Below are 25,673 nucleotides of genomic sequence, written 5' to 3'. Positions count from 1 at the left end.
TTCCTGGGCTACCCGGAGAAGGGCGTACGCAGATCGACCACCGTGCCGGTATCGCCGGTGGTCACGGTGACCTCTGGAATCAGCGCCCGGATCAGCGGCATACCCCGCCCGCGCAGCGAATCGGCTTGCGGATCGGGTTCTTTCCAGCGGCCGCTGTCGGAAATGGTCACCCGGAGGTGCTCGCCGTCGATCTCGGCGCGCAAGCGAACCACGCCGCCGTCACCGTGATGCCCGTGCTCGACGGCGTTGGTGCATGCCTCACCGACGGCGAGCAGCACGTCGTAGGCCGGTGCCGCGGCCATGCCGCACTGGGCGAGCCATTCCTGCAAGGTGTGCCGGACGGTGGCCAACTGCACCGCTTCGGCGGGGAAGTCCAGCGCCAGCGGCGTCACGGCGTTGGGTAGGGGTACCCGCTCGCCCGCGTTCACGAGCGCGTACCAGCCGCCGCGATCGCAGTGCATCTGTCGCGGCCCGCCCTTGTCGTCGTCGTGCCTCGCCGATGGCGTCGATGCGCCGTCACCTCGTTACCTCCCTATCGGGGATCGGTGCGCTGTACCCGCGCCCACGCCGAGCACGTGGACCGCCATCGGACTGGGCTGCCGTGTTCGCCGTGCGTGTGCCGTTCTCCCCGAAGCTATACCCGGTTGATCATTCCCCATTCATGGCCGCGGCCGGAGTCGGTGAGACCTCCGGCACCGGCACCACCGTAAACCGTGGCGCCGCGAACCCGCGAACCGGGCGGCGCCGCGCGAACCATCATCACAGGTTTTGCCGCGGCAGCCGCACGACCTGGACGAAGAACTCATCGATCTGCTTGATGGCGGCGACGAACTGGTCGAGATCCACCGGCTTGGTGACGTACGCGTTCGCGTGCAGCCGGTAGCTGCGCAGGATGTCCTCTTCGGCCGCCGAGGTGGTGAGCACGACCACCGGGATGTGCGACAGGTCGGGATCGGCCTTGATCTTCTCCAGCACCTGCCTGCCGTCGTACTTGGGCAGGTTCAGGTCGAGCAGGATCAGGTCCGGCCGCGGCGCGTCCGGGTACCGTCCCTGACGGTAGAGGAATTCCAGCGCCTCCTCGCCGTCTCTGGCGACGTGCAGGGTGTTGCCGATCTTGTTGTCCTCGAAGGCTTCCCGTGTCATCAGCTCGTCGCCGGGATCGTCTTCGACGAGCAGGATGTCGATGGGCTGGCCGGGCGTGCTCATGCGATGGCTCCTTCGTGGGTGGGGAGGTCGGCGGTACGGGCGGTGCTGTCGGAATCGGCGGTGCGCAAAGTGAACCAGAAGCGGGCGCCGCCGGTGTACTCGGTGTCGATCCAGATCCGGCCGCCGTGATACTCCACGATCTTCTTGCATACGGCCAGCCCGATGCCGGTTCCGCTGTACTCCTCCCGATTGTGCAGCCGCTGGAAGATGACGAATACCTTCTCGGCGAATTCGGGGGCGATCCCGATGCCGTTGTCGGAGACCGACAGCAGCCAGCCGTTGCCGTGTTCGTCCGGTTCGCAGGTGATCTCGATCCGGGGCGCGCGGTCGGGCCGGCGGAATTTGATGGCGTTGGCGATCAGGTTCTGCCACAGCATGGTCAGCAGCGTCGGATCCCCGATGATCTCGGGCAGCTGGTCCGGCCGCCGGACGCTGGTTTCGGTCTCGTCGATCGCCGCGGAGAGGTTGGTCAGGGCCTTGTCCAGGGACTGGCCGACGTCGGTGGGCACGGTACGGTCGGTGACCCGGCCCACGCGGGAGAACGTGAGCAGGTCGTTGATCAGCACCTGCATCCGCTTGGCGCCGTCGACGGCGAAGTCGATGTACTGCTTGCCGCGCTCGTCGAGCTTGTCACCGTAGCGCTTCTCCAGCAGCTGACAGAACGACGCCACCTTGCGCAGCGGCTCCTGCAGATCGTGCGAGGCGACGTAGGCGAACTGCTCCAGCTCCGCGTTGGACCGGCGCAGTTCCTCGGCCTGCACGTCCAGATCCGTCTTCTGCTCGGCGAGTACCGCCTCCTTGGCGCGGGAGGAAGCCAGCTCGGCGACGATGCGGCGGCGCATGCTCTCCACCGCGTTCGCGACGGTCGCCAGATCGGCGGGGCCGTGGGCGTCGATGTGATGCTCGAAGTCGCCGCCCGCCACCCGCAGCGACGCGTCGGTCAGAGAGCCGAGGGGCCGAACGATCAACCGCCGGATCAGCACCGTCAGCAGCACACCGGTCAGCAGGAACGCCACCACCATCCCGGCCAGTACGGCGTCGCGGACCGTCCGGCTGTGCGCGAGCTCCTCTTCGTCCCGCGCGATGGCCGCCGCGAGATTGCTGTTCTGCGCGTCGAAACGCGTCCGCAGGTCGTCGAACAGCGGTTTACCGCGCGTGGGAGTCGTCGGCTCGATGCCACGGGTCGATCCCGACTGCAATCCGGCGACCAAGGGCTCCGCGTATTCGGTACGCCACCGCTGCGCGGCCTGCTCCACGCCGTCGAGTTCGTCGAGCAGCGGCCGCCGGCCGGCCAGCAGCTCCCGCAGGCGCGCGGCCGACTGCGCCTCGTCCCGGGTGCCGTCCCGGTAGGGCTGCAGGAACTGCGGGTCGGCGGTGATCCCGTAGCCGCGCACGCCGGTCTCCTGGTCGACCAAAGCGCTCTGCAACCGGTAGGCCTCGGCCGCCGCGGGCAACGACTTGTCGAGCAGCCGATCGGTCACGCGGTTGGTCTGAGCGATCACCTGGGCGCCCGCCACGGTGCCGATGATCACCACCAGCACCATCGCGGCCAGCACCAGCTGGAACCAGGCCTGGGCGGTCAACCGCGCGCTCAGCGACGGCCGGCCGGTCTTCGTCGTCATCGGTTCCGATCCTGTCCTTGCCCGTCGCCGTTCCATCCCAGATACAGAATGGCGACGTCGTCGTCCAATCCGCCGGACGCACCCGCCAGCGCCTCCACGCGACCGATCAGTTCGTCGACGAACCAGTCGGGATCCGCGGCCCGCACGGCGCGTGCGACCTCCATCAGTCCTTGCTCGCCGAGTCGTTCCTGGTCCGTCCCGACCCGGCCTTCGAACAGGCCGTCGGTGAATACCATCAGCCCGGAGCCCAGGGGCAGGTCCAGATCGTGCACGGGCCACTCGGCACGACCGGGCAGAAAGCCCAAGGCAGGCCCGCCGGGCACCTCGACCCAGGTCAATCCGGACGCCGAGCGCAGCAGCATGCCCGGGTGCCCGGCCCGCAGCACCTGCGCGCGGCGGTCGCCGGGATGCAACATCAGGCTCGTGACCGTCGCGAAGGTCTGCCTGCCGGTGCGTTCGGCCAGCAGTACCTGCTCGAGCAGCCGCAATTGCCGTGCGCCGGTCACCCCGCTCAGCACCAGGGTGCGCCAGGCCAGGCGCAACGCCACGCCGGTCGCCGCCTCGTCCGGTCCGTGGCCGGACACGTCACCGATGACGGCGTGCACCGTGCCGTCCGCGTCCTGGACGACGTCGTAGAAATCGCCGCCGAGCAGCGAATGGGCGCGGCCGGGACGGTAGCGCGCCACGACATCGACGACTCGCTGCCCACGCAACAGCGGGGTGGGCAGCAGGCCGCGTTCCAGTCGCGCGTTCTCCTGCGCGCGCATATTGCTCGCCTGCAGGGCCGCGCTGGTGCGCTCGGCCTGCTTACGCTGGATCGCGTAGCGCACGGCGCGCCCGAACAGTTCCGGCTCGACCCGGCCTTTGACCAGGTAATCCTGGGCTCCCGCCGCGACCGCGGCCAAACCGGTCTGCTCCTGATCGAGGCCGGTCATCACCACGATCGCGACCTGGTCGGTGTGGCTGCGGATGCGCTCGACCGCCTCCAGCCCCTTGGCATCGGGCAGATGCAGGTCCAGCAGCACGCAGTCGGGCTCGGCGGAGGCGAGGTGCTCGGCGGCCTCGGCCAGCGACCGCACCCAGTGCAGCTGCAGACCGGGCGCGCCGTCCACGACCAGTTCCTCCACCAGGAGGGCATCTCCCGGGTCGTCCTCGATCAGGAGTACCGAAGGTTGCTGCCACGGCCAATCCGCGTCCACGATCACCTCGGGATCGTCGTCTGTCCCGTCACGCCGCACGGAAACCACCGGTCGTGGGTCCGAGTGTGGTGGAACGTCCGACAGCACTGATGCCGTCGTCGGCGAACACCGACAACCCGGCCTCCGATCACCAAGGGCGGCACCAGCGCACGCCGACTGTCTCAGCGGCCGTTTGCTGGACCGAGAGGCAGCCAAGATCGTATCCGATCCGCCACCTGACCGAGACATGACGGTGCTCACCTGGGCAGACGCGGATGTGGACGCGGGAAGGACGCCGGAGGATCAGACCGTGGTGCCCGTCAGCCGGGCGGTGCTGCGCTCGTGCTCCCCGGCCGCAACGTCCCGGCGCGGCGAGCGAAGTTCCGCCAAGCTGCGTGCGACGACCGTGGCATGGACCGCGATGACGGCAAGGGAAGCCGAGCCGATCACAGCAAGAAGCACAACCACGACAGATACCGGTCCTTTCGGGTGCGAGCGGGCCGGTTGCCCGCTCGATCGAGTGCCGAGTTCGCGTCCGCCGATCCCGGCGGGCGCGTGCTCCGCCTCCAACGTGCCCCCGTCGCTGCGGACCAAACACGCCGAGCGCGGCGGCGCGCACGGGTCGTGCGATCACGCGAGGGCGACCTCGGCCGTCGCGCGACCGAAGATCTTGTGCCCGTCGTGCTCGGCGGTGATCGCGACGGTGGCGGTGCGAGCGTGCTCGTCCAGGTGTTTCACCCGGCCCGAGAACGCGATTTGAGCGCCGGTCGCGCCGACGTGCACGGGATTGGTCAGGCGGACGTTGTAGGAGCGCAGCGCCCCCGGGTCGCCCAGCCACGAGGTGAGCAAGTCGACACTGAGCCCAATGGTGAACATGCCCTGCGCGACGACGGTCTGCATCCCCATCCGCGCGGCCGCCTCGGTGCTCCAATGGATGGGGTTCGGGTCTCCCGCCACTCCGGCGTAGTTGACCAGGTCGCCTCGGCTGACCGTGAGCGTGAGTGGCGGAAGCTCCGTTCCGGGACGCACGGTTTCCCACCGCCGTCCTCGCGGGGTCACCGGCGCCTGCGTCTCGCGGGCCGACTCGCTGCCGTCTCCGACATAGCGCGGGTGCGGGATACGGCGCTGCTGCCGGGCCTCCGGGCGTACTCCGTGCATGACCATCGCGTCCAACCAACCGGGCAGGGCCTCGTCGGCCCGCCCGACCAGGCTGGTCCGCGATGTGAGGACCGGCCGATCGTCCTGGTCCAGGATGGTCTGGCGCAGGACGATGAGGTCGCCGCCGAACGCGTGCCGGAACGAGTCGAGGCACATCTCGAAACCGATCCGGTCGCCGGCCAGCAGCGGACGGTGGAAGTCGATCATCTGATCGGTCTGGATGGTCCGGCTCAGGTCGTAGCCGGGCAGGATCGTGTCGAAGACCTCGGCGTAGGCGAGATAGCCCGGCACCGCGCCGAAGGTCGGCGGAGCGACCAGGCCTGCGTAGCCGAGGTCGGTCGCGGCCTGCTCCGATCGATGCGCCGGGTGCTGGTTGCGCACCGCGCGGGCGTACTCGCGGATCTTCTCGCGGGCGACCTCGTAGTGATCGCCGCTGCGATACCGGCGCCCGACCATTGTGGCGGGCGCCGCGGCGTCGGTCGTGTCGTTCGCACCTGATGTGGCAGGGAGTCTGGACATCGCGGGGGAATCTACCCAAGCGACGGCGAATTTCCGGTCAGCCCGCATCGCTCGCCGTTTCGCGATCGACGGACTCTCGGCCAGTCGTCGATCGTTGGCGGTTCAGCACAGGTTCCGCTCGACGGACACCACCACTGCGGCGGCCTCGTCCACCGATTGGTGCGTGCTCACCTCAACCACGATGTCGGCATCGGACGTTCCGGCCGCCAGTTCCCGGCACACCGCGTAGCCCAGGTCCAGCAGCGCCGCGGTCACGGTCCGCACGCCGAGCCGCTGTAGGTCGGCGAGATAGCCTTCGGCGCCGCGCGGTGCGTGCGCCCGCGCTTCGGTCGGACGGAATTCGGCAGCGACAGCCGACGCAGCCTAGCCGGGGCGCGGTCGCCGTCCTGCCGGTCGGCGTAAGCAGTCGCTGACCGTCGTGCCGGATGGGCCACCCCGCCGCTGGACTGGTTCGAGTGAGTGCGGGCGCGTTCACCGGCAACCGAGCCGAGCGCGGGCCGCACGCGAAGGGCGGCAGCGGTGTGTGCCGCTCGGTCGTTACCGTTTCGTTGTTTTGTCGTCGTGTGTCCCGTGCGAGCCGATCGAGTGTGTGCGGGAGCATGACTCTCCGGATCCAGTGGACAAGCACCGTGGTGTTTCGAACGAATTCGAGGCTCGGTGACCTCCCGCGATACCGGAAGGGACGTACCGGGTCGGCCGACGCAGATCGGAGGACCGCATCATGGCGTTCGACGCCGACGTTCCCAATGATCGACGCTCGCACCGGGTGTCGTGGCAGGTCTGGACGACCGCCGCGGCGGCGGTCGCCGCGGCGGCGACGATCGCCTGCGGTCCCGCCGCCGCGCAGCCGCCCTCCAGCAGCGCACCCGATGTCCCGGTGGAAGTGCCCATCCCCGGCGGATTTCCGGGATTCTCCGAAATCCTGCGATTCGTTCCGCCCGCGCCTCCCGTACCGCAGATGCCGCTCGGCCGGCCGGTGCCGCACCACGGGGCCGTATCGGCTCACCACGGCGCTCGACCAGCTCCCCACCACGGCGGTCTGCCCGCGCACCAGGCTGGCCGATCGGTGCCCCAGCACGGCGGCGCGACCGGTCACACCAGATAGGGATAGGTCGAGGGCGCTTCGCCCGCTTCCTCAGGGGAGGGCGAGCGGTTCCAGCGCCTTGTACATCGCCTAACTCGGCTCCGCTCGCCCCGGCGCCTCGGCGAACAGTTGCCGCATCGCCGCGCGGCGTGCCGGAACGCGACGAGGCGCGGGTGCTCTTCGCTAGGTCAGGACACCCATTTCGCGGCGATTTCGCCACGTATGTGGGTTCATAGCGCGTTGGGTTACCTTATGGTTCAGGGTCGCTGAACCTTTGCCGGCGGCGGGGTGAGAGGGGATGTCGTTCGGTGTTCGGCAGCAGCGGGTGCGTCTGGCCGGTCAACGTGGCCAGTGCCTCGACTGCATCCAGCAGTCCGGCTTTGGTGTAGGCGAATGTCGTGGCCGGCGTATGCCCGTGCGACAGCGATGCCGAATTTGTCGTTCGACGTTGGTCAAGGTGGTGTGGCGTATCCAGTGAGCGTTGATCCCCAGCGCCGCCGCCCATCGGTTGCCGCCGTATCGTGCCTCCTTTCTCGTGGAGTCGAACCAGGCAGTCTGTGACGTTGGGGTCGTCGATGCGCAGATGAAGTAGACCTCCTCGGCGGCAGGCGGTTTCGATGAGCAGCCGCAACATCACCTGCGTGACGCGCCGGCGGCGTTGTGATCGGCTCGTCGGGCGAGGCGGACGCGGACGAAGGGAAACTGTGCTGGGGTCGGGATGCCGGGCCGGTGGGCTTCGATGAGGTCGAGGTATTTGGTGAGGCCGGACAGGCCGGTGATCCGGGCTTGGCTGGAGGGCGTACCGACGAGCAGGATTTCGATTCGGCAGTCGCTGATGAGGTTGGTCTGTGCGGAGCGGTCGAGGGTGACCACGATGGTGGTGATCGGTTGCAGGCCTTGGGGTGGTCGGTCCTTGCTGATGTCGGAGGGCTGGTAGTTGAAGGTGAGAGTTTCCGGGTCGGAGCAGTCACCGATGAAGCTCCAACCGCGGGCGCGCAGCACGATGTCCAGCCCGCCGAAGACGCGCATGTCCGCTTCGGTCAGCGGGTGCCCGCACGTGGTGCCCAAAGCCTGCAGGACGCTGGCCGGCGGGTAGCAGCGATGCCAGATCTGCGACTGCCTCACGAACTGGACGCTTGTGAGATTGAAAGTGGTTCGACTGTGGATGACTCGGCGAATGCCTCTGTCCCCATTGCCGATCGTGGGTGTGAGCTTTCTCGTTCGCCCGTTCCGGTGAGGTCCGACTCCAGCGGTTAGGAGATCACCCAGCCCACGCCACGCCGAATTCGTTGACGGTCGCCGAGTTTTGCCGACTCGTCGCGGCATAATCCATCGACACCTTGTGGGAGAAAACCGACCGACCGACTGTTACCCAGGGCGGCTGATGCTGCGGTTTACACCCCGTTGGTACACGTTTCGATGACCGGACAGCTTGCTGCCCACTGCGGCCTGGCCGGCAGATCCACCAATGATGACTCGAAACGCGCCGATCGATGATTCGGAGAGGAGTGATTTTGGGTTTCACCGGAGTCGACAGTGAGGATGCTGTCGCCGAAGCTGTCGTGAGTGTGCTCGAACGCGAGACTGCGCGTGATTTCGCGCTGTGGCCGAGAATCGTCGAGTCCGGATTGCTTTCGGTAGCGCTGCTCGAGCGATGCGGCGAGCCTACGGGCCGGCTCGAGGTGTCGGCCATGCTCACCGAGCTGGCCACCGACGCTGTGCAGGTGCCGGCCTTGGTGACGCTCGGTTTCGGAGTGCTACCACTGGCGCAAGCCGCTCCGAAAAGTCTGACACAGGCCATTTTCCCTGCCGTGGCGCAAGGCGCGATACTGACCGCCGCGCTGAATGAGCCCGGCGCACCGTTCGTGGCGACTCCGAAGACAGTGGCGGTCCTCGAGGGCGGGTCGGCGCGGATCACTGGTCACAAGGTGTGTGTCCCGTATGCCGAGTCGGCACGCTGGATTCTGGTGCCCACGGATTGCGGTGTCGCCGTGGTGGAGTCCTGCACACCTGGTGTCAGGTGTGTGCGAAGCCCCGGTGCGAGTGGTGCACCGGAGTATTCGGTGTACTTCGAGCAGGCCCAGATCCCCGCGCAACAGTTGTTGATCGACGGCGCCTCGCCACTGCATCAGTGGGCGGTGGCAACCATCGGGTCCGTCGCCGACGGGCTGCTCGAGGGACTGCTGAGAGTGCTCACCGAACACATCCGCATTCACCGTCAGTTCGGGCTGGCGCCCGCCGCATTGAACGCGGCGAGACGAGAGTTCGAAGAGGTCCATGACGTGTCGCGGCTGCTGCAGACAGCCTCGCGGTCGGCGATCAGATTGCTGTCAGAGCGAGACGACCACCCCGAGCACGACGAACGAGTCCGCGACGAACTCGGCACGCTCGCTCACTGGATCACTGCACAGCTACCCGCGGCGATGAGCAAATGTCATCGCCTGCACGGCGGCCCCGTCACCGCAGAGCCGTTCCACCGCTACTACGCACAAGTCCAGGACCTGGTGCGCTGGCTCGGCGACTCGTTCCCGATATTCTCTCCCATGGAGAAGGTCCAGCACTCCCGCGCGTGAGCAAGCCGCAGGTGCGGAAACGGAAGACCTCCTGCCCGGCGTAGCGGTCGCGGGAAGGCGGATCCGACCGATGCCGAGCGGGCGTGGCCGGTGCGTCGTTGCTGCCTGCCGGTAGAAACGGCGCGCCGCCCACCAGTGCGGACCAACGGCAGCTCATCGACGGTATGTGGTGGCGGACTCTGGATTGGTTGCCGTGGCACGATATGCCGCCGCAGTACGCCTACGGGGGCCGCGATGTACATGCTTTTCCGGCGCTGGCGGATCAGGGCGATATTTCGGACAGCCCCCACGTCGGAGATGAGCGAGAACGGTGCCGCGACACCATCGAAAGTGGGCGACTCGACGGCCGTCACGCCACCGGGGTCCGGACCGTCGCTGTCACCGCCATCACTTCTGGGGCACCAGCAACGGGGTCTCCTACATCTAGGCCCGAGTGTCGTCGCATCTAGGCCCGAGTGCCGTCGCTCAGCGGCGTGGGTCCCAACCGATGCGAGCTGTCGGCAGCGACCATCCACTGGCTGACGTGGCGAGCGACCATCTTGCCGCGGCCGAGCAAATAGCAGAGACCCACGGGCGGCACCGACGAACCCGCTGTCGCCGGGCTGAGCATCGATCTCGACGGCACCGAAAGGGTAGGCCGACCCGGCTTTCCCCCCGTGGGCAGCGGACTGTTCACGGGAATCACAATCACAGATACCCCAACGCAGCCTGGGCGTGAACTCAGCAGCTGGAAGACCGAGAAGACGGTTTCCTCCCGGCGCCATCCAGGGCATCCTCGGCGAGGCAAACCGGCAGCGCCGCCCTCACCTCCACCGCCTCGCGGCCCGCGTGGCGACGTGCGCGACTCGGCAAGATCGATACGCTTCATCGGTCGGTAGGCGGGGGATGTCCGGCCAGGATCCGGTTGAGCTCGACGCGTATCGGGGCTTTGGGGGCTTGCCCGCCGGCGGTGGGTAGTTCGGTGAGGATGCGCCCGGCCAGCTCGCGTAGTCGCACGTTGGTGTGTTGCGAGCAGGACCGCAGCAGCGCGAACGCTTGCTGCTCGCCGATCCCGTACACCAGCATCAGCATCCCTTTGGCCTGCTCGATCACCGCGCGGCCGGCTTCGAACGCGAACCGATCCGCGTCACTGGGCGGTCGGGGCTGTTCAATGTCCACACCCCACCCCTACCCGAGACGTGATGACAGAAAACAGCTACTCGGGAAGCGGGAAAATCTGTATCGCAGGGTGTAGACATTCTGGAAGGCGGGGAGTACATTCACTGTCGTTGGAGATGAGATGTCTGGTTGGCCGGGCAGGTGAACTGCACCGGAAGCAAGATCCACCATCCCCTCCGGCGGAGAAGAGAATCCGGTGCAGTCGGCCGGACCGCCGGAGGGGATGACGAACCCCCGCAGACACGTCCGGCAACCCAGGAGGTGGTTACTGAACAGCTCTTCCCAGATTCCGCGTCCCGGGCTGTTGGCGGGCGCGGTCCCCGCGGTCGGCGCTACCGCCCGACCAGCGGGAGCGATGTGAAACCCCCCTCGATCCCAGGCCCCGGCGCAACAGGCGCCGGGGCCTGCCGACGTTGAAGCCCCAGAGGTGTTGTGCAGCCACCGAACGACCCCACCCGCCCCATCGACCCCGCCGACGTTTCCGGTGCCGCCGACCGGCTGGACGACGAGGACTACCCCGCCTACAGCATGGGCAGGGCCGCGGAAATCCTCGGCGTCACCCCCGCCTTCCTCCGCGGCCTCGATGCCGCCGAACTGCTGACCCCGCAACGCTCACCCGGCGGGCACCGCCGCTACCCCCGCTCCCAGTTGCGCATCGCCGCGCGGGTCCGCGCCCTCGTCGACGCCGGCACACCCCTGGAAGCGGCGTGCCGGATCGTCGTCCTGGAAAACCAACTCACCCAAGCCCGCGAACTCAACGCCGAACTCACCCGACGAAACCCGCCCGAGCCCGACCACGACAGCTGAACTCCGATCAGCCGCCGCAGCGGGTACCCAGTTCGGCCCACACCGTCTTGCCAGGCCCGTGGTAGTCCACACCCCAGCAGGTGGCCAGCTGATCGACCAGGATCAACCCCCGCCCGCCGGTGTGGTCGGGTCGGCGCATCCGCGCGGGCGCGGGTGAAGCGTCCTCGACCTCCACCCGCAACCAGCCGCCGTGGCCGGCCACCGTCAACCGGCAACCACGCGGGGCGCGGGCATGCACGACAGCGTTGCTGGCCAGCTCGTCACACACCTGCACCGCGTCCTCGACCCCGATACCGGCGAGCGGGGCGAGCAGCCGCCGCACCGCAGCCCGCAGCTGCCCCAACGACACCACCTCGAGATCCCACTCGACAACAGCGCCCTCGGCGCGTTCGTCGGCACGCACCGCATCCAGTGTCGAAACACCCACCCTGCACCCCCTCCTTCCACTCGCCCAGTACCGGCCTCCACACGGACAGCACTACTTCGGCCACGACATACCCTCACCCACCCCCACGAAAACACCGCACCCACGCTCACCACGGACCGCGTTCCAAGGACAAGTCCCGCTTCGCGGGGGTGTCGAGCGGGGCGAATACCCCGCACGGGTCGGCGCCGGGGCGGGAACCGCCGGGCGGCGGCAGGTCTTCGGCGTGACGTTCAGCCGTCCGCACCCCGTAGGCCCCAACCCTCTGATCACTGCGTGCGGCGAGCCGAACGGCGACGGTTGTGGCATAGTGAGAGGTTGAGTACGGGCTTCTCACCAAGAGTCTGCTCGGCTCACTACAGAAAAGAAGTTGTTTACAGCATGGCTCAAGGCAGTGTGAAGTGGTTCAACGGTGAAAAAGGCTTCGGCTTCATCGCTCAAGACGGAGGCGGCCCGGACGTCTTCGTGCATTACTCCGCGGTGAGCGGCTCGGGTTACAGATCCCTCGACGAGGGTCAGCGTGTCGAGTTCTCGGTGGAACAGGGCCAGAAGGGCCCCCAGGCCCAGGACGTCCGCGCCATCTGATTCCGCGCGATCGCGTGATCGTTTGTGAAGAGCTTCGCACCGAGGTCGGTGCGGAGCTCTTTTCGTTGAACCCGGTACACATCGCCCCGTGCCCGCGGCGATGGCTGCGGGAGCCACAGTTCGACCTGGACTACCACAGCGACTGACTGGGCGTGCCGTCAACGATCGGGTCACCCGGTGCATGAAGCCGGGTCGGCCAGGTCGCTGCCGGGGTCACTCCTGTTCGGCGGTCGGTGTGAGGTGGCAGTGCAGTGATGTCTTCGGGATGCCGGTCTTGCTCGTGATCTCGCCGAGGCTGTTTCCCTGCTTGGGGGGCAGTCGGGCGTAGCCGATCTTGTCGTCGGGCCAAGCGGCGGGCCGGCCGATGTGGCGGCCTCTGGATTCGGCGACGGCGCGGGCGTGGGCGGCGCGTTCGGCGAGGTGCGTTACATTTCCGCGAACAGCGCCAGGAGCAGGAACGCGAGGCGGGCCATGCCTTCGTCGGCGGTGTCGAAACGGGGTGGGGTCGGCGAGGGTGCGCACACCGATTCCCTTCTCGCCGAGGTCGTGGACGAGGTTCAGCACTTCGCGCAGGTTCCGTCCGAGCCGGTTGCGGGTGTAGGCGACGACGGTGTGGCCGGGGCGTGCGTATTCGAGCAGTTTGGTCAGACCGGGCCGGTCGACGGTCGCGCCGGTCTTCGTGTCGACGTAGATCCGCTCATCGGGCAGTCCGGTGTCGGCGAGGGCGTCGAGATCGCGTTCGAGGCTCTGCTTGGTGGTCGAGACTCGGGCGTAGCCGAGTTCGAGTCCGCCGGCCGGAGCGTACGGGGGCTTTCGGAACGCTTTCGGTGGAACGACTCCGGAACGAATGCTGTGCCGGTTCGCCCAGGTCGCTGCTCACTGGCAGTGGACCCCACCCGCCATCAACACACACCCCACCACGGTGAAGGGCGAATGACATGGTTGTCGAGCACGTGATGTTCCGCAGTGACCACGTCCGGTGCGCCGGCGACCTGTGGTAGTCATGCGGTATTCGTCGAGGGGGCGGATCACTCGGCGGGCTGCGAGGAACGCGGCGAAGTGGGCCATTTGCCGCGTTCGGCGACGCGGCCGAGCAGGTCGCAGCTGCGGGTGTGCGCGTGGCGGGCGGTCACCCGGGCTGCTGGTGCCGAACGGGGGCCGGGAGGTTGGTTCGTGGCGACGGTCAGCGGTTGAGGTAGGCGGCCAGGCCACCGAGTTCCTCGTTGGCGATGAACACCGAACGGACGTTGATGATGGCCTCTTCGACGTGGGTGGTGCAGCCCCAGGCCGAGTCGCCCCACGAATCGGCGATCTTCAGTTCGGCCGGCGCGGTGCAGCCGGCGGTGCCGCCGAGCTGGCAGTGCTCAGGGTGCGGCGTGGTGGCCTGTGCGGCGGCCGCGGCTCGTATCCGGGCGGCGAGCTCGGCGGCGGCAGCGGCGCGTTGCTCGGCATCGTCGCGCAACTGGCGTTCGGCGCGTACCGCCTCGATGGTGGCCAGGCGCAGCTCCAGGTGCTGCGCGACCTGGTCGGCGAGATAGCCGAGCACGGTCTGCTGCACCTCGCTCAATTCCCGAGGCATGGCGTCGATTGCGGTAACGGTGCCGAGGTGGTGCCCGTCGGCGGTGACGATCGGGGCGGCGGCGTAGAACCGCAGCCCCAGCTCACCACGTACCAACGGATGATCGAGGGTGCGCGGATCCGTGAGCGCGTCGTTGACCACGTACGGGCCCTCGGCGCAGAACGCCGACGCGCACAGTCCCGGTTCCGTGCCGACCTGCGCGACACCATCCAGTCCCTTGGTCGCGGCGAACCAGACCCGGTCGGCGTCGACGATGCTGACCGTGGCGATCGGGGTGCCGCACACCGCTGCGGCGGTCGCCGCGATGGTGTCGAACTGGCCGTCGGTTGGAGCGTCGAGAATCTCGTAACGGCGTACCGCAGCTAGCCGGGCGGGGTCGGTGAGGGCGGTTCTGTCAGCGGTGATCGACACGGTGTGGTGCTCGCTTCCCATGGGAGTGTGCAGGCCTGGGTAGAGTACGTGGTCGCGGCGGTCATGTCGCATCCGTTGTGGCTGCCGTGATGCCGGCGCGGTCGAGGGCTCGGTACACCGTCGGGCGCGACATCTCGAACAGCTCCGCCAGCGGGGCGATGGTGTGCTCGCCGGCGGCGTGCAGATTCAGCGGGGCGCTTGCCCATCGGGTCGGTCGGGTCGTCGATCATCGTGCCCAACTGTAGGCGGATGCTGCGGGCGGCGAGGGAGTCACCGATGGCCCGAGCGTCGGGAACCGAGCGGGCGAGTCGGTCGAGTATCGGCACGACCAGGGCGTCGCCGGTGCGGACGGCGGCCAGGGCCGGGTCGTGCGCGAATGGTACCGGAGTACGCCTGCCGCGCCCGCGTGATCATCGCATCGACAGCGTCAGGGCCGGACATGAGGAGGACGCCGTCTGTGAGGTCTGCCGCGAGAAGGATCTGAGCAGCGGTGTGGATTCCAGTCCTGCGGCGGAATCGGGCCGGAAGCCGGAGGTCGCCCGCGGCCGTGATCCATAGGTCGGGCTTACCGAAGCTCCCGACGACAATTGGTTCACTACGACCACCTCCGACCGATGGGCCGGATGCGGCCTGCGCTCAGGCGTTGATGCGAGGTGTCAGATCTGTTGTAGAGGCCGGCCAGGTTGCGAGTTGGCTACGGAAAGGTGTCCTGAGCTTGGGGAGAGCGCGGATCACGAGTCCGGCTCCGCAACCGACCGTGATGGCGAACGCCGCCCATTCCGAGCCCGAGACCACGGTGACCGGACCCCAGTCGTGGAGATGGTGTGGCGACACCATCGTCCAGTCGAATGATTCGGTGCGGACCGGCGCCACCGTCGAGGGGCGCCACAGGATGGCGATCGCGAGAATGCTGCCCGCTGTTCGCGGCTGGATACCGGCCGCGCAATACCCCGATGCCACGGCCAGCGCGGCCGTGACCGTGTTGCGCATGCCACCGGCCGGAGCAACGGAGGCGAACAGGGCGACTGCGGCCAGCAATCCGGCGCCGACCAGCGGATTCGACGGCTGGATTCGGGTTCCGGCCAGATAGCCCAGCAGGATCAGGCCCAGCAGCAGCGGCACGCTCCATGCCGGTCGCGGCCCGTTGCCCACCGCGCTGCCGGTGGCGCTGAGCCCGACCGCGAGGTAGATCGCGATGCCGTCCCGGCGGGGTAGCAGCCAGGCGGCGACGGTCGTGGCGAGCAAGGTGCACACCGCCGTGACGATGAGCCCGATACTGCCGTCGCCATGCCGGAAGCGCCACTCCGCGACGCCCAATTCGGTCATGACGAGCACGATCGCGGCGACCACGGGGCTGAGCGGCAGTTCCGGATAGATCGGTTCCGGCGTGAACCGGTGCCGGGTCGCCACCTGGCACGCCAGGATGAGCCCGGCCACCGCCGCGAGCAACCACCAAGGCTGCGTTTCGAACACCGACCACACCCGAGGCTCGGTCGTCGCGCGATGGGGATTGCCCAGCAGTCCCGACGCCTGCGAGAGCGTGATCACCACGAAACAGCCGACAGCGCCCAGCACCAGACCCGTCGCGGGCACGCGGCGGCCGAGTACCGCCACGCCCGTCGCGCCGAGCAGAACGCCGCTGCCGATCGCGTCGAGGTAGGCGGTGGTCGTCAGGATGTCCGGGGAGGCGCTGTGCGCTTCCACCGTGTCCGCGACGAACAGCAACGACGTCGCCGCCAGAGCGATCCACCACGCGGTGCGCGCCCGGGCCAGGCTGACCGCGACCACCGCGGTGACCGCCGCCACCAACACACCGATCGCCGCCTCGCGCGGCACGCTCAGCACCAGCCGATTGACCTGATAAGGCGTGCAACGGCAGGTCCGGCCGAAGCTGAGCGGTACGACCAGCAACAGCCCGGCCACCGCGGTGGCCAGGAACGCGGTGACGCCTTCGAGTACCTCACGCCATCGCACCATTTCCCAGACGTACCCAGCCGGGAGAAACCGAACATCACCGCGCCGCGCCGCCTCGAAACGGGTACTGGCAGCACCTGGATACTTGTGTCACGGTCCGGGATGATCTCTGGAATGACCGATGTAGTCGACGTGCGGGCGGTGCGCAGAGCGCGGCGTGCCGAACTGGGAGCCTTCCTCAAGTCCCGGCGAGCCCGTATCTCGCCGGAGGATGTCGGAATTCCCACCGGGACTCGTCGACGCACACCGGGACTGCGCCGCGAAGAAGTCGCCCAATTGTCGGGAATCGGGGTGACCTGGTATACGTGGCTCGAGCAGGGGCGCGAGATCAATGTCAGTGTTCAAGTGTTGAACGCGGTGGCGCGGACGTTGTCGTTGGATGCGGCGGAGAAGGCGCATTTGTATCGGTTGGCGGATGTGCCGACGGTGCCTTCGGTGGATTCGGGGTCGGCGTTGCCGGAGGAGTTGCAGGTCATTCTGGACCATCTGGAGCCGTTGCCGGGGGTGGTGTTGAGTGCGAGATATGACGTGTTGGCGCACAACTCTTCGTATGAGGCGTTGTGCCCGGGGTTCTTGGCGGGGGAGCGGAATGTGGCGCGTCGGGTGTTTTTGACCCCGGAGTGCTGCAACGCCTACCGGCATAATTGGGATGATCTGCGGCGGATGGTGGGGTATTTGCGTGGGGCGTATGCGAAGAATCTGGGTGATCCGGGGTGGGAGGGGTTCATCGCGGAGTTGTGTGCGGAGAGTGAGAGTTTCGCGTCGTTGTGGGCGTTGAATGATGTGGCGGTGCCGGTGAGCCGGACGAAGGCGGTGCGGAATTTGGCGGTGGGGGAGTTGGAGATGTTTTTGACGAGTATGTCGTTGCCGTCGGTGCCGAATGCGTGGATGCAGGTGTATACGCCGGTTGATGAGGTGGCGTGGGGGAAGTTGCGGGAGTTGTTGGCGATGAGTCCGGAGGAGCGGCGGCGTCCGTGGGCGGAGCATCGGGAGTTGTATCACGCGGCGGCGGGCTGAGGGCCATGATTGGTTCGGTACCTCGGGGCTTCCAGCGTCCAGACCAGCGGCAGCAACGATCACGAAGTTTAGAATGACGATGTGCAGCGCGCTGCAGTGACCGATCCGTCGCGGGTCGTGGTCCTCGGGTCCGGGTTCGCGGGTCTGTGGGCGGCGCTCGCGGCGGCCCGGCGGCTCGACGAACTCGGTGTGGCGGGCGAAACCGTCGATATCACGATGATCAGTTCCACGCCCTACCACGACATCCGCGTGCGTGACTACGAGGCCGATCTGAGCACATCCCGCATCCCGCTCAGCGTTCTTCTCGATCCGGTCGGAATCGAGCACATCATCGGCGAAGTGACGGCGATCGACGCTGCGGCGGGAATCGTGGAATCCACCGCGGGCGCTCACGGCTACGACCGGCTGGTGCTCGCGTTGGGCAGCCAGGTGGTCAAGCCCGATATCCCTGGCCTGCGAGAGTTCGGATTCGACATCGACACCCACGACGCGGCGACGAGACTGCAGGCTCACCTGCGCCGGCTCGCCGAGGGCCCCGCTGACCCTGCGGCCGCCACGGTAGTCGTCGTAGGGGCGGGTTTGACGGGGATCGAAGAGGCGACCGGCCTGCCCGCGATGCTCGCCGACGTCTTCGCCACGCGTGCCGTCGCACCGCGGGTCATCCTGATCGACCGCAACCCGTTCGTCGGCTCGGACATGGGTGTATCGGCTCGACCGGTCATCGAGGCGGCATTGGCCTCCGCCGGGATCGAGACGGAGTTGGGCGTCGGGGTGGTGTCCATCGATGAACGCGGGGTGACGCTTTCCTCGGGTGAAATGGTGCCCGCCGCCACTGTCGTCTGGTGTGCGGGCATGCGGGCCAACCTGCTGACCGCGGAGTTCGGCGTCGACCGTGACCGGCTGGGGCGACTCCCCGTCGACGACTATCTGCGTGTCTGCGGTGTGCCCGGGGTATTCGCCGCAGGTGACGTCGCAGCCGCGAAAATGGACGACGCGCATATGTCGGTGATGTCCTGCCAGCACAGCCGCCCGATGGGCCGATGGGCGGGATACAACGTCATCGGCGATTTGCTGGGCGAGCCCATGATGCCGTTGAGGATCCCTTGGTATGTAACGGTTCTCGATCTGGGACCGGCAGGAGCGGTGTATACCGAGGGCTGGGACCGCCATGTGGTCGCGTGCGGTGAGGAGGCCAAAGACACCAAGCGCGCCATCAATACCCGGCGTATCTACCCACCGCTGAACCGCGACCGCGACGCATTGCTGGCCGCCGCCGCGCCCGACTTGCAGGCCGCACCCGAGTACGGATACTGAGACCACGTCTCATGTGGCGCATTTCGTGAGCTTCTCGAGGCAGGTCAGCGCCGCGGCGAGGGTGAGGAACGCGAGGAAGTGTGTGGCTTTGCGGTCGTAGCGGATGGTGAGCCGGTGGTAGCCGGTGCGCCAGGAGATGGTGCCTTCGATGACCCAGCGGTGGCGGCCGAGGCGCTGCGAGGAATCGATGCCGTCGCGCGCGATGCGGACGGCGATACCCCGATCGCGCACCCATTGCCGCAGCTCGGCGGTGTCGTACGCCTTGTCGGCATGCGGTCGTGGCTCGAACTTCGGCAGCAACGGCTCCGCCATCGCCCAAGCTCGTCCGGAACGAGACGTTTCGACAACTTGTCCGACACGGCCGACGCGTAATGCACCACAACCGATCACAGTCCAGACGGTCCGCTGGTCCCCGGGCTACCTAACTGAGTGGTGGACCGCAGGCGGCGTGATCCGGGCGTGACGTTACGGCGACTCCGTCAGGTTGCGAACACCTGGCCATGCATCGGCGAGTGCGAGTAGCCGGCGCAGCTCCGCGGTGAGGTCCCGTGCCCCCGGTTGGACTCGGTGCCGGGGCGTGGATCGGCTCTTGTTCGGGGGGTGGCCGGCGGCTTTGGCGGCAATGGCCTCCGCGACGCGTCGGGCATAGACATGTGGGTCAGCGCTGGTGGCGGTAGGGTCGTCGGGCCCTGCGCTGTAGCGCTCGAGGTGCAGCAGGCTGTCGCGGATCTCGACCGTCATGCGGTGCAGACGGACCGCCGGGTCCGTTCGGTCCCGCATCTCCAGGACTATTTCGGGTACGGCTGCGGTGAGGTCGGCCCACATCGGACGTAGGCGGCGGCAGTATCGGCCGGCGCGGTCCCATCCGTAGCGGGTGAGCAGGGTGCTGATCAGCGGCACCGTGACCGCGGCGGGAGCGCCGACGGCCGAGAGAAGGAAGCCGCACCAGGCTTTCCAACGCATCTGGGGATCGAATGACGGCCGGCCTGTCAGGACATTGCCGATGGCCTCGAACGGGTATACGACCGCCACGGCCGCGAGGCCCACCGCGGTGCAGAGCACCACTGTGTAGAGTGCGCGTTCTTGCCAGGTGGCGTCGCCTGCGGCGCGCAGCTCGCGCACACTCGCCCGGCCGACGAGCAGGGCCGTAGCGCCGAGCGGCAAGGAGAACGCGACCCAGACCACGACAGCAGGCCAGCCGAGGGCTTGGTCGATCAACTGGTCTGCTCGGCGCGCGGGCGTCCCCGCGATCAGGATGACGGCGGTGGCGGTGATCGTGACGAGGTGATATCGCCGCTGCCTGCGCCACGTCTGGGCGGGATCGGCGCCTGCCCACAACTTGGCGATGCCGTAGATATAGGAGACGGCCAACACGGTTGCTCCCAGGGAGAGCTGCTGGGCGAGGTGCACCACGTCGCCGGCGTCGCCGGGCAGCAGCCAGGCCAGCGACCGTTCGAACCATGCCTCCCGCAGTAGGTGTTCGACGACAGCGGCGGCGAGCGCGCGGTTGACGAGCCCGTCGACGATGCTGTCCCGCAGCAGCCAGCACCGACCGGCGAACACCATGGCGAGACCTGTCAGCACAGGCCAGGTGATCAGACCCGGGATCGGCGAGGTCATCTCATCGGTGCCGCTGTCGGAAGAAGGTCGAGCGGAATCGGCTCGCCGACCGCTTCGGCAGCATCGCTTCCACCAGCAGCAGGTCGGCGAAGGTTTCGGCGGCGCGCTCGTGCTCGCTGTCGTAGTCCTGGCGGCGCAGTACGCTGCGGATGGTTTCCAGCGACAGTGAGGGCATCAATTCCCGCAACGGCAGGTCGGCCGCGGCATCATCGGGGCCGCTTGCGATCCCTCCGTGGCCGAGCAGCATGTGACCGATCTCGTGGGCGATGATGTGATCGGCATGCCATTCGGTGTCGGCCCCGTACATGATCACGTCGTCACCTTCCCGGGCGATCCACAGACCGCTTCCGGTGCCGCAGCCGCTGCCCGAAAGCGCGCCGATGCCGATAGGGCACAATGTGATCGGGCGCTCCCGGTACTCTGCCACCCGAGCGATGTATTCCGTTATGTCCCATGGGTGCGGGATCGGTACCAGCCGGCCCAGTTCCTCGAATCGCGCGGCGAGATCCTCCATTACGCCTTTCCTCCACCACGTGACCGATGCCGACAATGCGACGAGCGTAGTACCTACAGCGCAATGTCACGGAAGTAGGCTGTCGCGCAACCCTTCTCGCCTCGCTCATACTCCCCGAGCTGTTGCGCGAGGCAGCCATCCATGCCGCGACCTGTTGTGTCCGGTAGGTGAAACCCAGTTCGGTCAGCACGTGCTCGACAAGTCCCTGTGCGGTGCGTGGCGGCTGCCACCTGCTCATGAAGGAGGGTGGTCGCGCAGCCGGCCCCGTTCCTACCGCCATAGGCGCTGACGCGCGATGTCGTTCAGCGGCGCAGCGCGATCACTCCCGCGCGGAAAGATGGGGCAGGGATCGGCACGACGGATTTCGCGGATCGTCGCTGATCGCGAAGACCGGAAACCTGCCTTCCCTGGGATGGGCCTGGAATCGCACGCGCACCGAGCGGTCCACGGATGCGGGAATCTTCCCTTCGCGGCAGGTGTGGACCCACTGCCTACGCGAACTGCAGGTCATCAACGCGCCGCCGATCAGCGTCAGCGCGGCAACTCGCCGACAAGGCGTTGCCGGCAGTCGCGTAGGTCTTCACCCGCGGATCGGGCTGAACCGGTTGGGCGAATCGCATCGCGGGTGGGCAGGGTGCGTTCTGGCTGGATGCGGTGCGGGATTCGTCGGGAAACGTTCCTGAGCCCCTACCGCGATCGAAGGACCCCCGACACGCGCGACCCGACCATATTGTGTGCCACACGGTGCTGCGAGCAACGTGGCGGATGGAACTGCGCGGCCACCGTTCAGCAACGTTGGAGGTGAGGTCAGCTGCGATACAGCCCGGGTTTGTTCGGTTGCTGCCCCGGTGTGGCTTCGATCCGGGAGGTGGGTTCCACAGGGCCCGGCGCGTCGGCTACGCGACGCCGACTGTCGGCCTCGGCGGATCGGGCATCGACCTCGCGTCGCGCGAAGGCGATATCGCGTGCGCTGCGCACGGACAATCGGCCGAGCGAGGTCGCGGCGAAGAACAGGATCAGCGCCCCGAGACCATAGAAGTAGGCCAGTTGTAGCAGGGCCCGTTTCAGGTCGGACGTGGCGACGGGTTCGCCGACATCCCCGATTTTCAGGGTGTCCGCCAGTATCGGACCGATCACGAACCACAAGCCCGCCGCCACCGCCAGCCACGCGCCGAAGCTCGCCACGAGCCGGTTGCGGCTGGCCAGCATGAGCAATCCGCCGATGATCGCGGCGACGCCGGGCAACACCTGCAGCCACCCGCGCGCCGGCGTCCACACCCACGGGTCGTCCGGAGTGAACGCGAAGTCGAAGTAGGGTCCGATGAACGGGATCAGCGCACCCCAGAAGCCCAGCAGCAGCACCGCGAGCCCGCCGAGGGCTCCCCGGCTACGGGGAATTCGAAGGGGACGGCCGTGGCCTGTGTGAACGGTGTCGTCGACGTCTCTCATGACGCCTCCATTCATTGAAGTAGGTTGCATACGCGGCCTACCCTTTGCGCACCGCCATACGCACGGAAACGCGTGCAGTCCGTTCGCCCCGGGCGGCCCGCGGTGGCGGCGGTCTCCGGCTTTTCGTCGCTGCGGTTCGTAAGAATGCGATCGGTGCCTTGCCGGTGGTGACCAGCTACCGATCTCTGCGCCGCCGCAGTGATCGCACTGCCGCTACGCCGGCCACCGCAGAAGCTATCCAGGGGGCGGCGACGATGATCGGGTCCATCCACATATGGGCGCGATCCACGCGGCTGCCGGTGAAACGGTCCCGCAGTCCGTGGTGTGTGAATTCGGCTTTGACACCGGTCTCGGTGATCGGGTTGTCCGGCTTTCCGGCCAGTAGTGACCGGACGCGGTTCTCGGCCACGTCGACCCGGTCGCCGACGATCAACAGCAGCCAGTGGGCGGCGCGGGCTTCGCTGAATTTCGCATAGGCCCAGCGGCGGATCACACCGGACAGACCTCGCAGCGGCGTCGACGTACCGAATACCGGGGTCAGGAACTTGTGCTCGATCGAGCGTTCCCGCGGCGCGTTCTCCGGTTGACGGTCCGGAAAATCCCAGTGGGCGCCGGTGGCACCGGGATCGTAGCGGAGTTTGGGGACCGACGGCCGATTCTTCGGATCCGAATCCACGCCCCATCCGGGGATTCGGGCTCGCAGCTCATCGGCGGAAGGGACCGGCGGGTGTTCTTCGGTGTAAGGCATCGGAACTCCTGTCACGCGTACTGAGGGACGATCACCGGCTTGATGCATTCGTCGAGTTTGCCGGAGAAGATGTGATAACCCTCGGCGATGTGCTCCAGCGGAATGCGGTGGGTGATGATGTCGCTCGGCTTCAGATAGCCGCTCTGGATGTGCGACAGCAGGCGCGGCCACTGGCGTTTCACCGGGCACTGATTCATGTTGAGGGTCAAGCCCTTGTTCATCGCGTCGCCGAATTTCACGGCGCTGAACATGGGCCCGTAGGCGCCGACCACCGACACCGTGCCCCCTTTGCGGACCGAGTCGATGGCCCAGTTGAGTGCGATCGGTGAGCCGCCTTGGAGTTTGAATTTGGTCGCGGTGACGTGCTGGATCAAGTTGCCGTCGGCCTCGGCGCCGACCGCATCGATGGCGACATCGGCGCCCAGGTAGTCGGTGACTCGTTTCATCTCGACGACGATGTCGGCGCAGTCGGCCATGTTGATCGTCTCCGCGTGGGCGAAACTGCGGGCCTTCTCCAGGCGGTACTCCAAATGGTCGATAACGATGACGCGCCCCGCGCCCATCAGCCACGCCGACTTCGCGGCGAACAGACCGACCGGCCCCGCGCCGAAGACGACCACCACGTCACCCTCGGAGATGTCACCCAATTGCGCGCCGAAATACCCGGTAGCCAGGGCGTCGGTGCACATCAGTGCGTCTTCGTCGTCGAGTCCGTCCGGGATCTTGGCAGGTCCCACGTCGGCGAACGGCACTCGCACGTACTCGGCTTGGCCTCCGTCGTAACCACCGCACGTGTGCGAGTAGCCGTAGATACCGCCCACAGCGGTGGCGTTCGGGTTCACGTTGTGACAGTTGGAATACAGTCCGCGAGCGCAGAAGTAGCACGAGCCGCAATAGATATTGAACGGCACCATGACCCGGTCGCCCGGTCGCAAATTCTCCACGGAGCCGCCGACCTGCTCCACCACGCCGACGAACTCGTGCCCGAAAGTCATTCCCACCCGGGTGTCCGGCATGAGGCCGTGATACAGATGCAGATCCGAACCGCAGATCGCCGCACGCTGCACCCGGACAATGGCGTCGTTGGGATGCTCGATCGAAGGGATGTCCTTCTCCTCGACGCGCACCTTGTACGGCCCGCGATAGACCATTGCACGCATACCGTTCCTTTCTCCGGGGTGCTGTCGTCCTACCCTCACCCGGCCGGGCAAAACAGAACGACCAGCCGCCCGCGGCCGGCGCCCTTTCACCGGAGACGTGTGGACGGCCGATCGAGTGCGACGAATTCTCGCGACCGCCGTCGCATGCCATCGGCACTACGCCACCGCGGGGGAGTTCTCCCCAGCCGCGCCGGCGCAAGTCCGCGTTCGCCCAGCGGGAGGATGGCGGGTTCGCTCGTAGGGAGGCGGGTGACGCGACGTCATGATCATTCCTCGGATGCTGCGGACGGTCATGGCTGCCGAACGGCTCGACCGGCCCGCCGCGTCGGTACGCCGGGTTCGACGCCGGGGATCGGGCACCGTGTACTCGGCCGGCTCCGCGGGTCGTCAGGTCCCGGCCGCCCCAGACCTTCCCCGTGCCGCCGAGTGGGCTGGTCGGTGGGGATTCCAGTCGGCCGGGCGCGGTGGCGGTCGGGGCTGTTGGTGGCCGACGACGGGCAGCCGGCGCCTGTGGTGCGGTCGCTGCCGTGGTGGCGAGGTTACGGCGTATAGCTCAGCTGAGGCCGAATCCGAGTCCGAACGTGATGGCGAGCCATCTGAGGAACACGTTGAGGCCGACGCCGAGATCGAGGCCGAAGGAGCCCATCGAACTCATCTCCTTCCGAGATCGAATATTGTGCGATTCCCCGACCTGGTGATGATTTTATCGCTGGTCACAGCCTCGCGGCAGCCTCGATCGGCCTTGATGGGAGGGTGGTCGGCGCGGGCGCGGCTCGAACCGGCAACCACCGCGATCGTGCCCGGGATGCCTGCCGGATGCGGTGTGCACATCGCTGGCTCACAGCTCTTGTGCGCGTAGGACCGGTTCGGCGAGGATGCGTGCGGCGAGGGTGTGGTCGCAGCCGATCACGGTGTGGGAAAGGTCGGGGTCGCTCGACAGGCACCAGGTGCGGTCGGCGGGCCAGAGCATCGTCACGGGTTGTTCGTAGTCCCAGCGGGCCTCCCACGCGGTGTAGACCAAGTCCTGGAGGGGGGCGGCGACGAGGAGGTAGGCGATGTGCCCGTTCACCCGCTCGGCGATTTCGCCGAGCGGCGGGTCGCCCAGGGCGTGGGCGGACACGGCGTCGTCCGACGGTGGCACCGAATCGGCAGACATGGCAGTAATGAGGAGTGCCGGGCCGGGACCGGGGTCGGCGTCATAGGACGCAAGGCAGGCCGGGGCACCGGGGCCGGTGGTTGTGAGGAGGATTCGGTCGAGGACGGCCTTCTGCCTGTCCGACGGGTGCCCTTCGGTTCCGGACGATCCTTGGAAGGGCGCGGTCACGCCGCTGGTGGCCGGTTCGGCATCACAATGAAGCACCGCGATCGTATGGTCGTAGGTCGCCGGCAGCGGGGGGCCGTCAGCCTGTTCGGCCGAGTCGGCGACCCAGGCGGCGAACCAGGCGAGCTGATGCGGGGCGATGCGTTCGAGCACGGGACGAACCTATATTTCCCACCGCGCCGTCGCGACGAAACGCCTATCGCATACCGGCTTTCATCCATGCGCAACGCGATGGCTCAAGTCCTTGGAAAC

26 protein-coding genes and 1 pseudogene are annotated in these 25,673 nt (G+C 67.5%); 6 read left to right on the top strand and 21 right to left on the bottom strand.

Going from position 1 to position 25,673, the window contains the following annotated elements:
• Positions 1-8: 8 nt before the first annotated feature.
• The 7 genes and pseudogenes from ACH49X_RS00420 to ACH49X_RS00390 form a co-directional block, all read right to left on the bottom strand.
• The gene (locus tag ACH49X_RS00420) at positions 9-461 is read right to left on the bottom strand and encodes an anti-sigma regulatory factor (protein WP_195079924.1); all 453 of its coding nucleotides are present in this window, start codon (positions 459-461) and stop codon (positions 9-11) included.
• Positions 462-759: 298 nt separating this feature from the next.
• Positions 760-1,206, bottom strand: coding sequence for a response regulator (locus tag ACH49X_RS00415; protein WP_195079923.1), 447 nt, complete (start codon positions 1,204-1,206; stop codon positions 760-762).
• Positions 1,203-2,828: an ATP-binding protein gene (locus ACH49X_RS00410; protein ID WP_357105975.1), complete on the bottom strand. Its 1,626-nt coding sequence runs from the start codon at positions 2,826-2,828 to the stop codon at positions 1,203-1,205. The genes ACH49X_RS00415 and ACH49X_RS00410 overlap by 4 nt, the downstream gene beginning before the upstream one ends.
• On the bottom strand, positions 2,825-4,066 hold the full coding sequence (locus ACH49X_RS00405) for a PP2C family protein-serine/threonine phosphatase (RefSeq protein ID WP_397069132.1): 1,242 nt from the start codon (positions 4,064-4,066) through the stop codon (positions 2,825-2,827). The genes ACH49X_RS00410 and ACH49X_RS00405 overlap by 4 nt, the downstream gene beginning before the upstream one ends.
• Positions 4,067-4,309: 243 nt before the next feature.
• Positions 4,310-4,474: a hypothetical protein gene (locus tag ACH49X_RS00400; RefSeq protein ID WP_195079920.1), complete on the bottom strand. Its 165-nt coding sequence runs from the start codon at positions 4,472-4,474 to the stop codon at positions 4,310-4,312.
• Between the two features lie 162 nt (positions 4,475-4,636).
• Positions 4,637-5,683, bottom strand: a complete 1,047-nt coding sequence (locus tag ACH49X_RS00395) for a fused (3R)-hydroxyacyl-ACP dehydratase subunits HadA/HadB (RefSeq protein WP_195079919.1) — start codon at positions 5,681-5,683, stop codon at positions 4,637-4,639.
• A gap of 102 nt (positions 5,684-5,785) precedes the next feature.
• Positions 5,786-5,968, bottom strand: a pseudogene (locus tag ACH49X_RS00390) (DUF732 domain-containing protein); the annotation flags it as partial.
• 436 nt (positions 5,969-6,404) lie between these two features.
• Between ACH49X_RS00390 and ACH49X_RS00385 the strand changes: the two are divergent.
• Positions 6,405-6,788: a hypothetical protein gene (locus ACH49X_RS00385; protein ID WP_195079918.1), complete on the top strand. Its 384-nt coding sequence runs from the start codon at positions 6,405-6,407 to the stop codon at positions 6,786-6,788.
• Positions 6,789-7,400: 612 nt separating this feature from the next.
• On the opposite strand, the gene ACH49X_RS00380 is transcribed toward ACH49X_RS00385, so the two are convergent.
• Entirely contained in the window at positions 7,401-7,892 is a 492-nt protein-coding gene (locus ACH49X_RS00380) for a hypothetical protein (RefSeq protein ID WP_195079917.1), read from the bottom strand.
• A gap of 443 nt (positions 7,893-8,335) precedes the next feature.
• On the opposite strand from ACH49X_RS00380, the gene ACH49X_RS00375 reads away from it, so the two are divergent.
• Positions 8,336-9,340, top strand: coding sequence for an acyl-CoA dehydrogenase (locus ACH49X_RS00375; protein WP_323124013.1), 1,005 nt, complete (start codon positions 8,336-8,338; stop codon positions 9,338-9,340).
• Between the two features lie 864 nt (positions 9,341-10,204).
• Here the strand turns inward: ACH49X_RS00375 and ACH49X_RS00370 are convergent.
• Positions 10,205-10,498, bottom strand: a complete 294-nt coding sequence (locus ACH49X_RS00370) for an ANTAR domain-containing protein (RefSeq protein ID WP_195079915.1) — start codon at positions 10,496-10,498, stop codon at positions 10,205-10,207.
• A gap of 432 nt (positions 10,499-10,930) precedes the next feature.
• On the opposite strand from ACH49X_RS00370, the gene ACH49X_RS00365 reads away from it, so the two are divergent.
• On the top strand, positions 10,931-11,305 hold the full coding sequence (locus tag ACH49X_RS00365; protein ID WP_357296698.1) for a MerR family transcriptional regulator: 375 nt from the start codon (positions 10,931-10,933) through the stop codon (positions 11,303-11,305).
• Between the two features lie 7 nt (positions 11,306-11,312).
• On the opposite strand, the gene ACH49X_RS00360 is transcribed toward ACH49X_RS00365, so the two are convergent.
• The gene (locus ACH49X_RS00360; RefSeq protein ID WP_195083334.1) at positions 11,313-11,732 is read right to left on the bottom strand and encodes an anti-sigma regulatory factor; all 420 of its coding nucleotides are present in this window, start codon (positions 11,730-11,732) and stop codon (positions 11,313-11,315) included.
• A 378-nt stretch (positions 11,733-12,110) separates the two neighbouring features.
• On the opposite strand from ACH49X_RS00360, the gene ACH49X_RS00355 reads away from it, so the two are divergent.
• The gene (locus ACH49X_RS00355; protein WP_195042958.1) at positions 12,111-12,314 is read left to right on the top strand and encodes a cold-shock protein; all 204 of its coding nucleotides are present in this window, start codon (positions 12,111-12,113) and stop codon (positions 12,312-12,314) included.
• A gap of 213 nt (positions 12,315-12,527) precedes the next feature.
• Here the strand turns inward: ACH49X_RS00355 and ACH49X_RS00350 are convergent, their stop codons facing one another.
• From ACH49X_RS00350 to ACH49X_RS00335, 4 genes are all read right to left on the bottom strand, one after another.
• Positions 12,528-13,163, bottom strand: coding sequence for a recombinase family protein (locus ACH49X_RS00350; protein WP_353963126.1), 636 nt, complete (start codon positions 13,161-13,163; stop codon positions 12,528-12,530).
• Positions 13,164-13,497: 334 nt separating this feature from the next.
• Positions 13,498-14,325 (bottom strand): GAF domain-containing protein, encoded by an 828-nt coding sequence (locus ACH49X_RS00345; protein ID WP_324722492.1) that lies wholly within the window; start codon positions 14,323-14,325, stop codon positions 13,498-13,500.
• Positions 14,256-14,630 (bottom strand): hypothetical protein, encoded by a 375-nt coding sequence (locus ACH49X_RS00340; protein WP_357209072.1) that lies wholly within the window; start codon positions 14,628-14,630, stop codon positions 14,256-14,258. Before ACH49X_RS00340 ends, ACH49X_RS00345 begins: the two co-directional genes overlap by 70 nt.
• A gap of 310 nt (positions 14,631-14,940) precedes the next feature.
• On the bottom strand, positions 14,941-16,281 hold the full coding sequence (locus ACH49X_RS00335; RefSeq protein WP_195083332.1) for a hypothetical protein: 1,341 nt from the start codon (positions 16,279-16,281) through the stop codon (positions 14,941-14,943).
• A gap of 111 nt (positions 16,282-16,392) precedes the next feature.
• Between ACH49X_RS00335 and ACH49X_RS00330 the strand changes: the two genes are divergently transcribed.
• Together ACH49X_RS00330 and ACH49X_RS00325 are read left to right on the top strand one after the other, a co-directional pair.
• On the top strand, positions 16,393-17,295 hold the full coding sequence (locus ACH49X_RS00330) for a helix-turn-helix transcriptional regulator (protein ID WP_195083331.1): 903 nt from the start codon (positions 16,393-16,395) through the stop codon (positions 17,293-17,295).
• A 96-nt stretch (positions 17,296-17,391) separates the two neighbouring features.
• Positions 17,392-18,609 carry an FAD-dependent oxidoreductase gene (locus ACH49X_RS00325; RefSeq protein ID WP_357209075.1) on the top strand — a complete coding sequence of 406 codons (1,218 nt, stop codon included), beginning with the start codon at positions 17,392-17,394 and terminating at the stop codon, positions 18,607-18,609.
• 9 nt (positions 18,610-18,618) lie between these two features.
• Here ACH49X_RS00325 and ACH49X_RS00320 read toward each other — a convergent pair whose 3' ends face one another.
• The 7 genes from ACH49X_RS00320 to ACH49X_RS00290 all read right to left on the bottom strand — a co-directional run bounded on the left by ACH49X_RS00320 (position 18,619) and on the right by ACH49X_RS00290 (position 25,574).
• Positions 18,619-18,921, bottom strand: a complete 303-nt coding sequence (locus ACH49X_RS00320) for a transposase (protein ID WP_357209071.1) — start codon at positions 18,919-18,921, stop codon at positions 18,619-18,621.
• Positions 18,922-19,074: 153 nt separating this feature from the next.
• Positions 19,075-20,229 carry an MAB_1171c family putative transporter gene (locus ACH49X_RS00315; RefSeq protein ID WP_357209070.1) on the bottom strand — a complete coding sequence of 385 codons (1,155 nt, stop codon included), beginning with the start codon at positions 20,227-20,229 and terminating at the stop codon, positions 19,075-19,077.
• A 1-nt stretch (position 20,230) separates the two neighbouring features.
• On the bottom strand, positions 20,231-20,743 hold the full coding sequence (locus ACH49X_RS00310; RefSeq protein WP_195083329.1) for a hypothetical protein: 513 nt from the start codon (positions 20,741-20,743) through the stop codon (positions 20,231-20,233).
• A gap of 807 nt (positions 20,744-21,550) precedes the next feature.
• Complete coding sequence (locus tag ACH49X_RS00305) at positions 21,551-22,192, bottom strand: hypothetical protein (RefSeq protein ID WP_357209069.1); 642 nt, start codon at positions 22,190-22,192, stop codon at positions 21,551-21,553.
• Positions 22,193-22,367: 175 nt separating this feature from the next.
• Entirely contained in the window at positions 22,368-22,940 is a 573-nt protein-coding gene (locus tag ACH49X_RS00300) for a hypothetical protein (protein WP_357110894.1), read from the bottom strand.
• An 11-nt stretch (positions 22,941-22,951) separates the two neighbouring features.
• Complete coding sequence (locus tag ACH49X_RS00295) at positions 22,952-24,100, bottom strand: zinc-dependent alcohol dehydrogenase (protein ID WP_195083327.1); 1,149 nt, start codon at positions 24,098-24,100, stop codon at positions 22,952-22,954.
• An 838-nt stretch (positions 24,101-24,938) separates the two neighbouring features.
• Positions 24,939-25,574 carry a hypothetical protein gene (locus tag ACH49X_RS00290; protein ID WP_357209068.1) on the bottom strand — a complete coding sequence of 212 codons (636 nt, stop codon included), beginning with the start codon at positions 25,572-25,574 and terminating at the stop codon, positions 24,939-24,941.
• Positions 25,575-25,673 lie beyond the last annotated feature (99 nt).

It is taken from the genome of Nocardia sp. NPDC019323, from assembly GCF_044389845.1.
Lineage (GTDB): Bacteria > Actinomycetota > Actinomycetes > Mycobacteriales > Mycobacteriaceae > Nocardia > Nocardia implantans.
The sequence above is the reverse complement of the archived record's forward strand: the minus strand, read 5'-3'. Positions and strand labels throughout refer to the sequence as shown.

Coding starts and splice junctions, on each gene's coding strand:
- ACH49X_RS00420 (WP_195079924.1), bottom strand. CDS start 461: ATGCACTGCGATCGCGGCGGCTGGTACGCGCTCGTGAACGCGGGCGAG.
- ACH49X_RS00415 (WP_195079923.1), bottom strand. CDS start 1,206: ATGAGCACGCCCGGCCAGCCCATCGACATCCTGCTCGTCGAAGACGAT.
- ACH49X_RS00410 (WP_357105975.1), bottom strand. CDS start 2,828: ATGACGACGAAGACCGGCCGGCCGTCGCTGAGCGCGCGGTTGACCGCC.
- ACH49X_RS00395 (WP_195079919.1), bottom strand. CDS start 5,683: ATGTCCAGACTCCCTGCCACATCAGGTGCGAACGACACGACCGACGCC.
- ACH49X_RS00385 (WP_195079918.1), top strand. CDS start 6,405: ATGGCGTTCGACGCCGACGTTCCCAATGATCGACGCTCGCACCGGGTG.
- ACH49X_RS00355 (WP_195042958.1), top strand. CDS start 12,111: ATGGCTCAAGGCAGTGTGAAGTGGTTCAACGGTGAAAAAGGCTTCGGC.
- ACH49X_RS00345 (WP_324722492.1), bottom strand. CDS start 14,325: ATGGGAAGCGAGCACCACACCGTGTCGATCACCGCTGACAGAACCGCC.
- ACH49X_RS00335 (WP_195083332.1), bottom strand. CDS start 16,281: ATGGTGCGATGGCGTGAGGTACTCGAAGGCGTCACCGCGTTCCTGGCC.
- ACH49X_RS00330 (WP_195083331.1), top strand. CDS start 16,393: ATGACCGATGTAGTCGACGTGCGGGCGGTGCGCAGAGCGCGGCGTGCC.
- ACH49X_RS00320 (WP_357209071.1), bottom strand. CDS start 18,921: ATGGCGGAGCCGTTGCTGCCGAAGTTCGAGCCACGACCGCATGCCGAC.
- ACH49X_RS00315 (WP_357209070.1), bottom strand. CDS start 20,229: ATGACCTCGCCGATCCCGGGTCTGATCACCTGGCCTGTGCTGACAGGT.
- ACH49X_RS00310 (WP_195083329.1), bottom strand. CDS start 20,743: ATGGAGGATCTCGCCGCGCGATTCGAGGAACTGGGCCGGCTGGTACCG.
- ACH49X_RS00305 (WP_357209069.1), bottom strand. CDS start 22,192: ATGAGAGACGTCGACGACACCGTTCACACAGGCCACGGCCGTCCCCTT.
- ACH49X_RS00300 (WP_357110894.1), bottom strand. CDS start 22,940: ATGCCTTACACCGAAGAACACCCGCCGGTCCCTTCCGCCGATGAGCTG.
- ACH49X_RS00295 (WP_195083327.1), bottom strand. CDS start 24,100: ATGCGTGCAATGGTCTATCGCGGGCCGTACAAGGTGCGCGTCGAGGAG.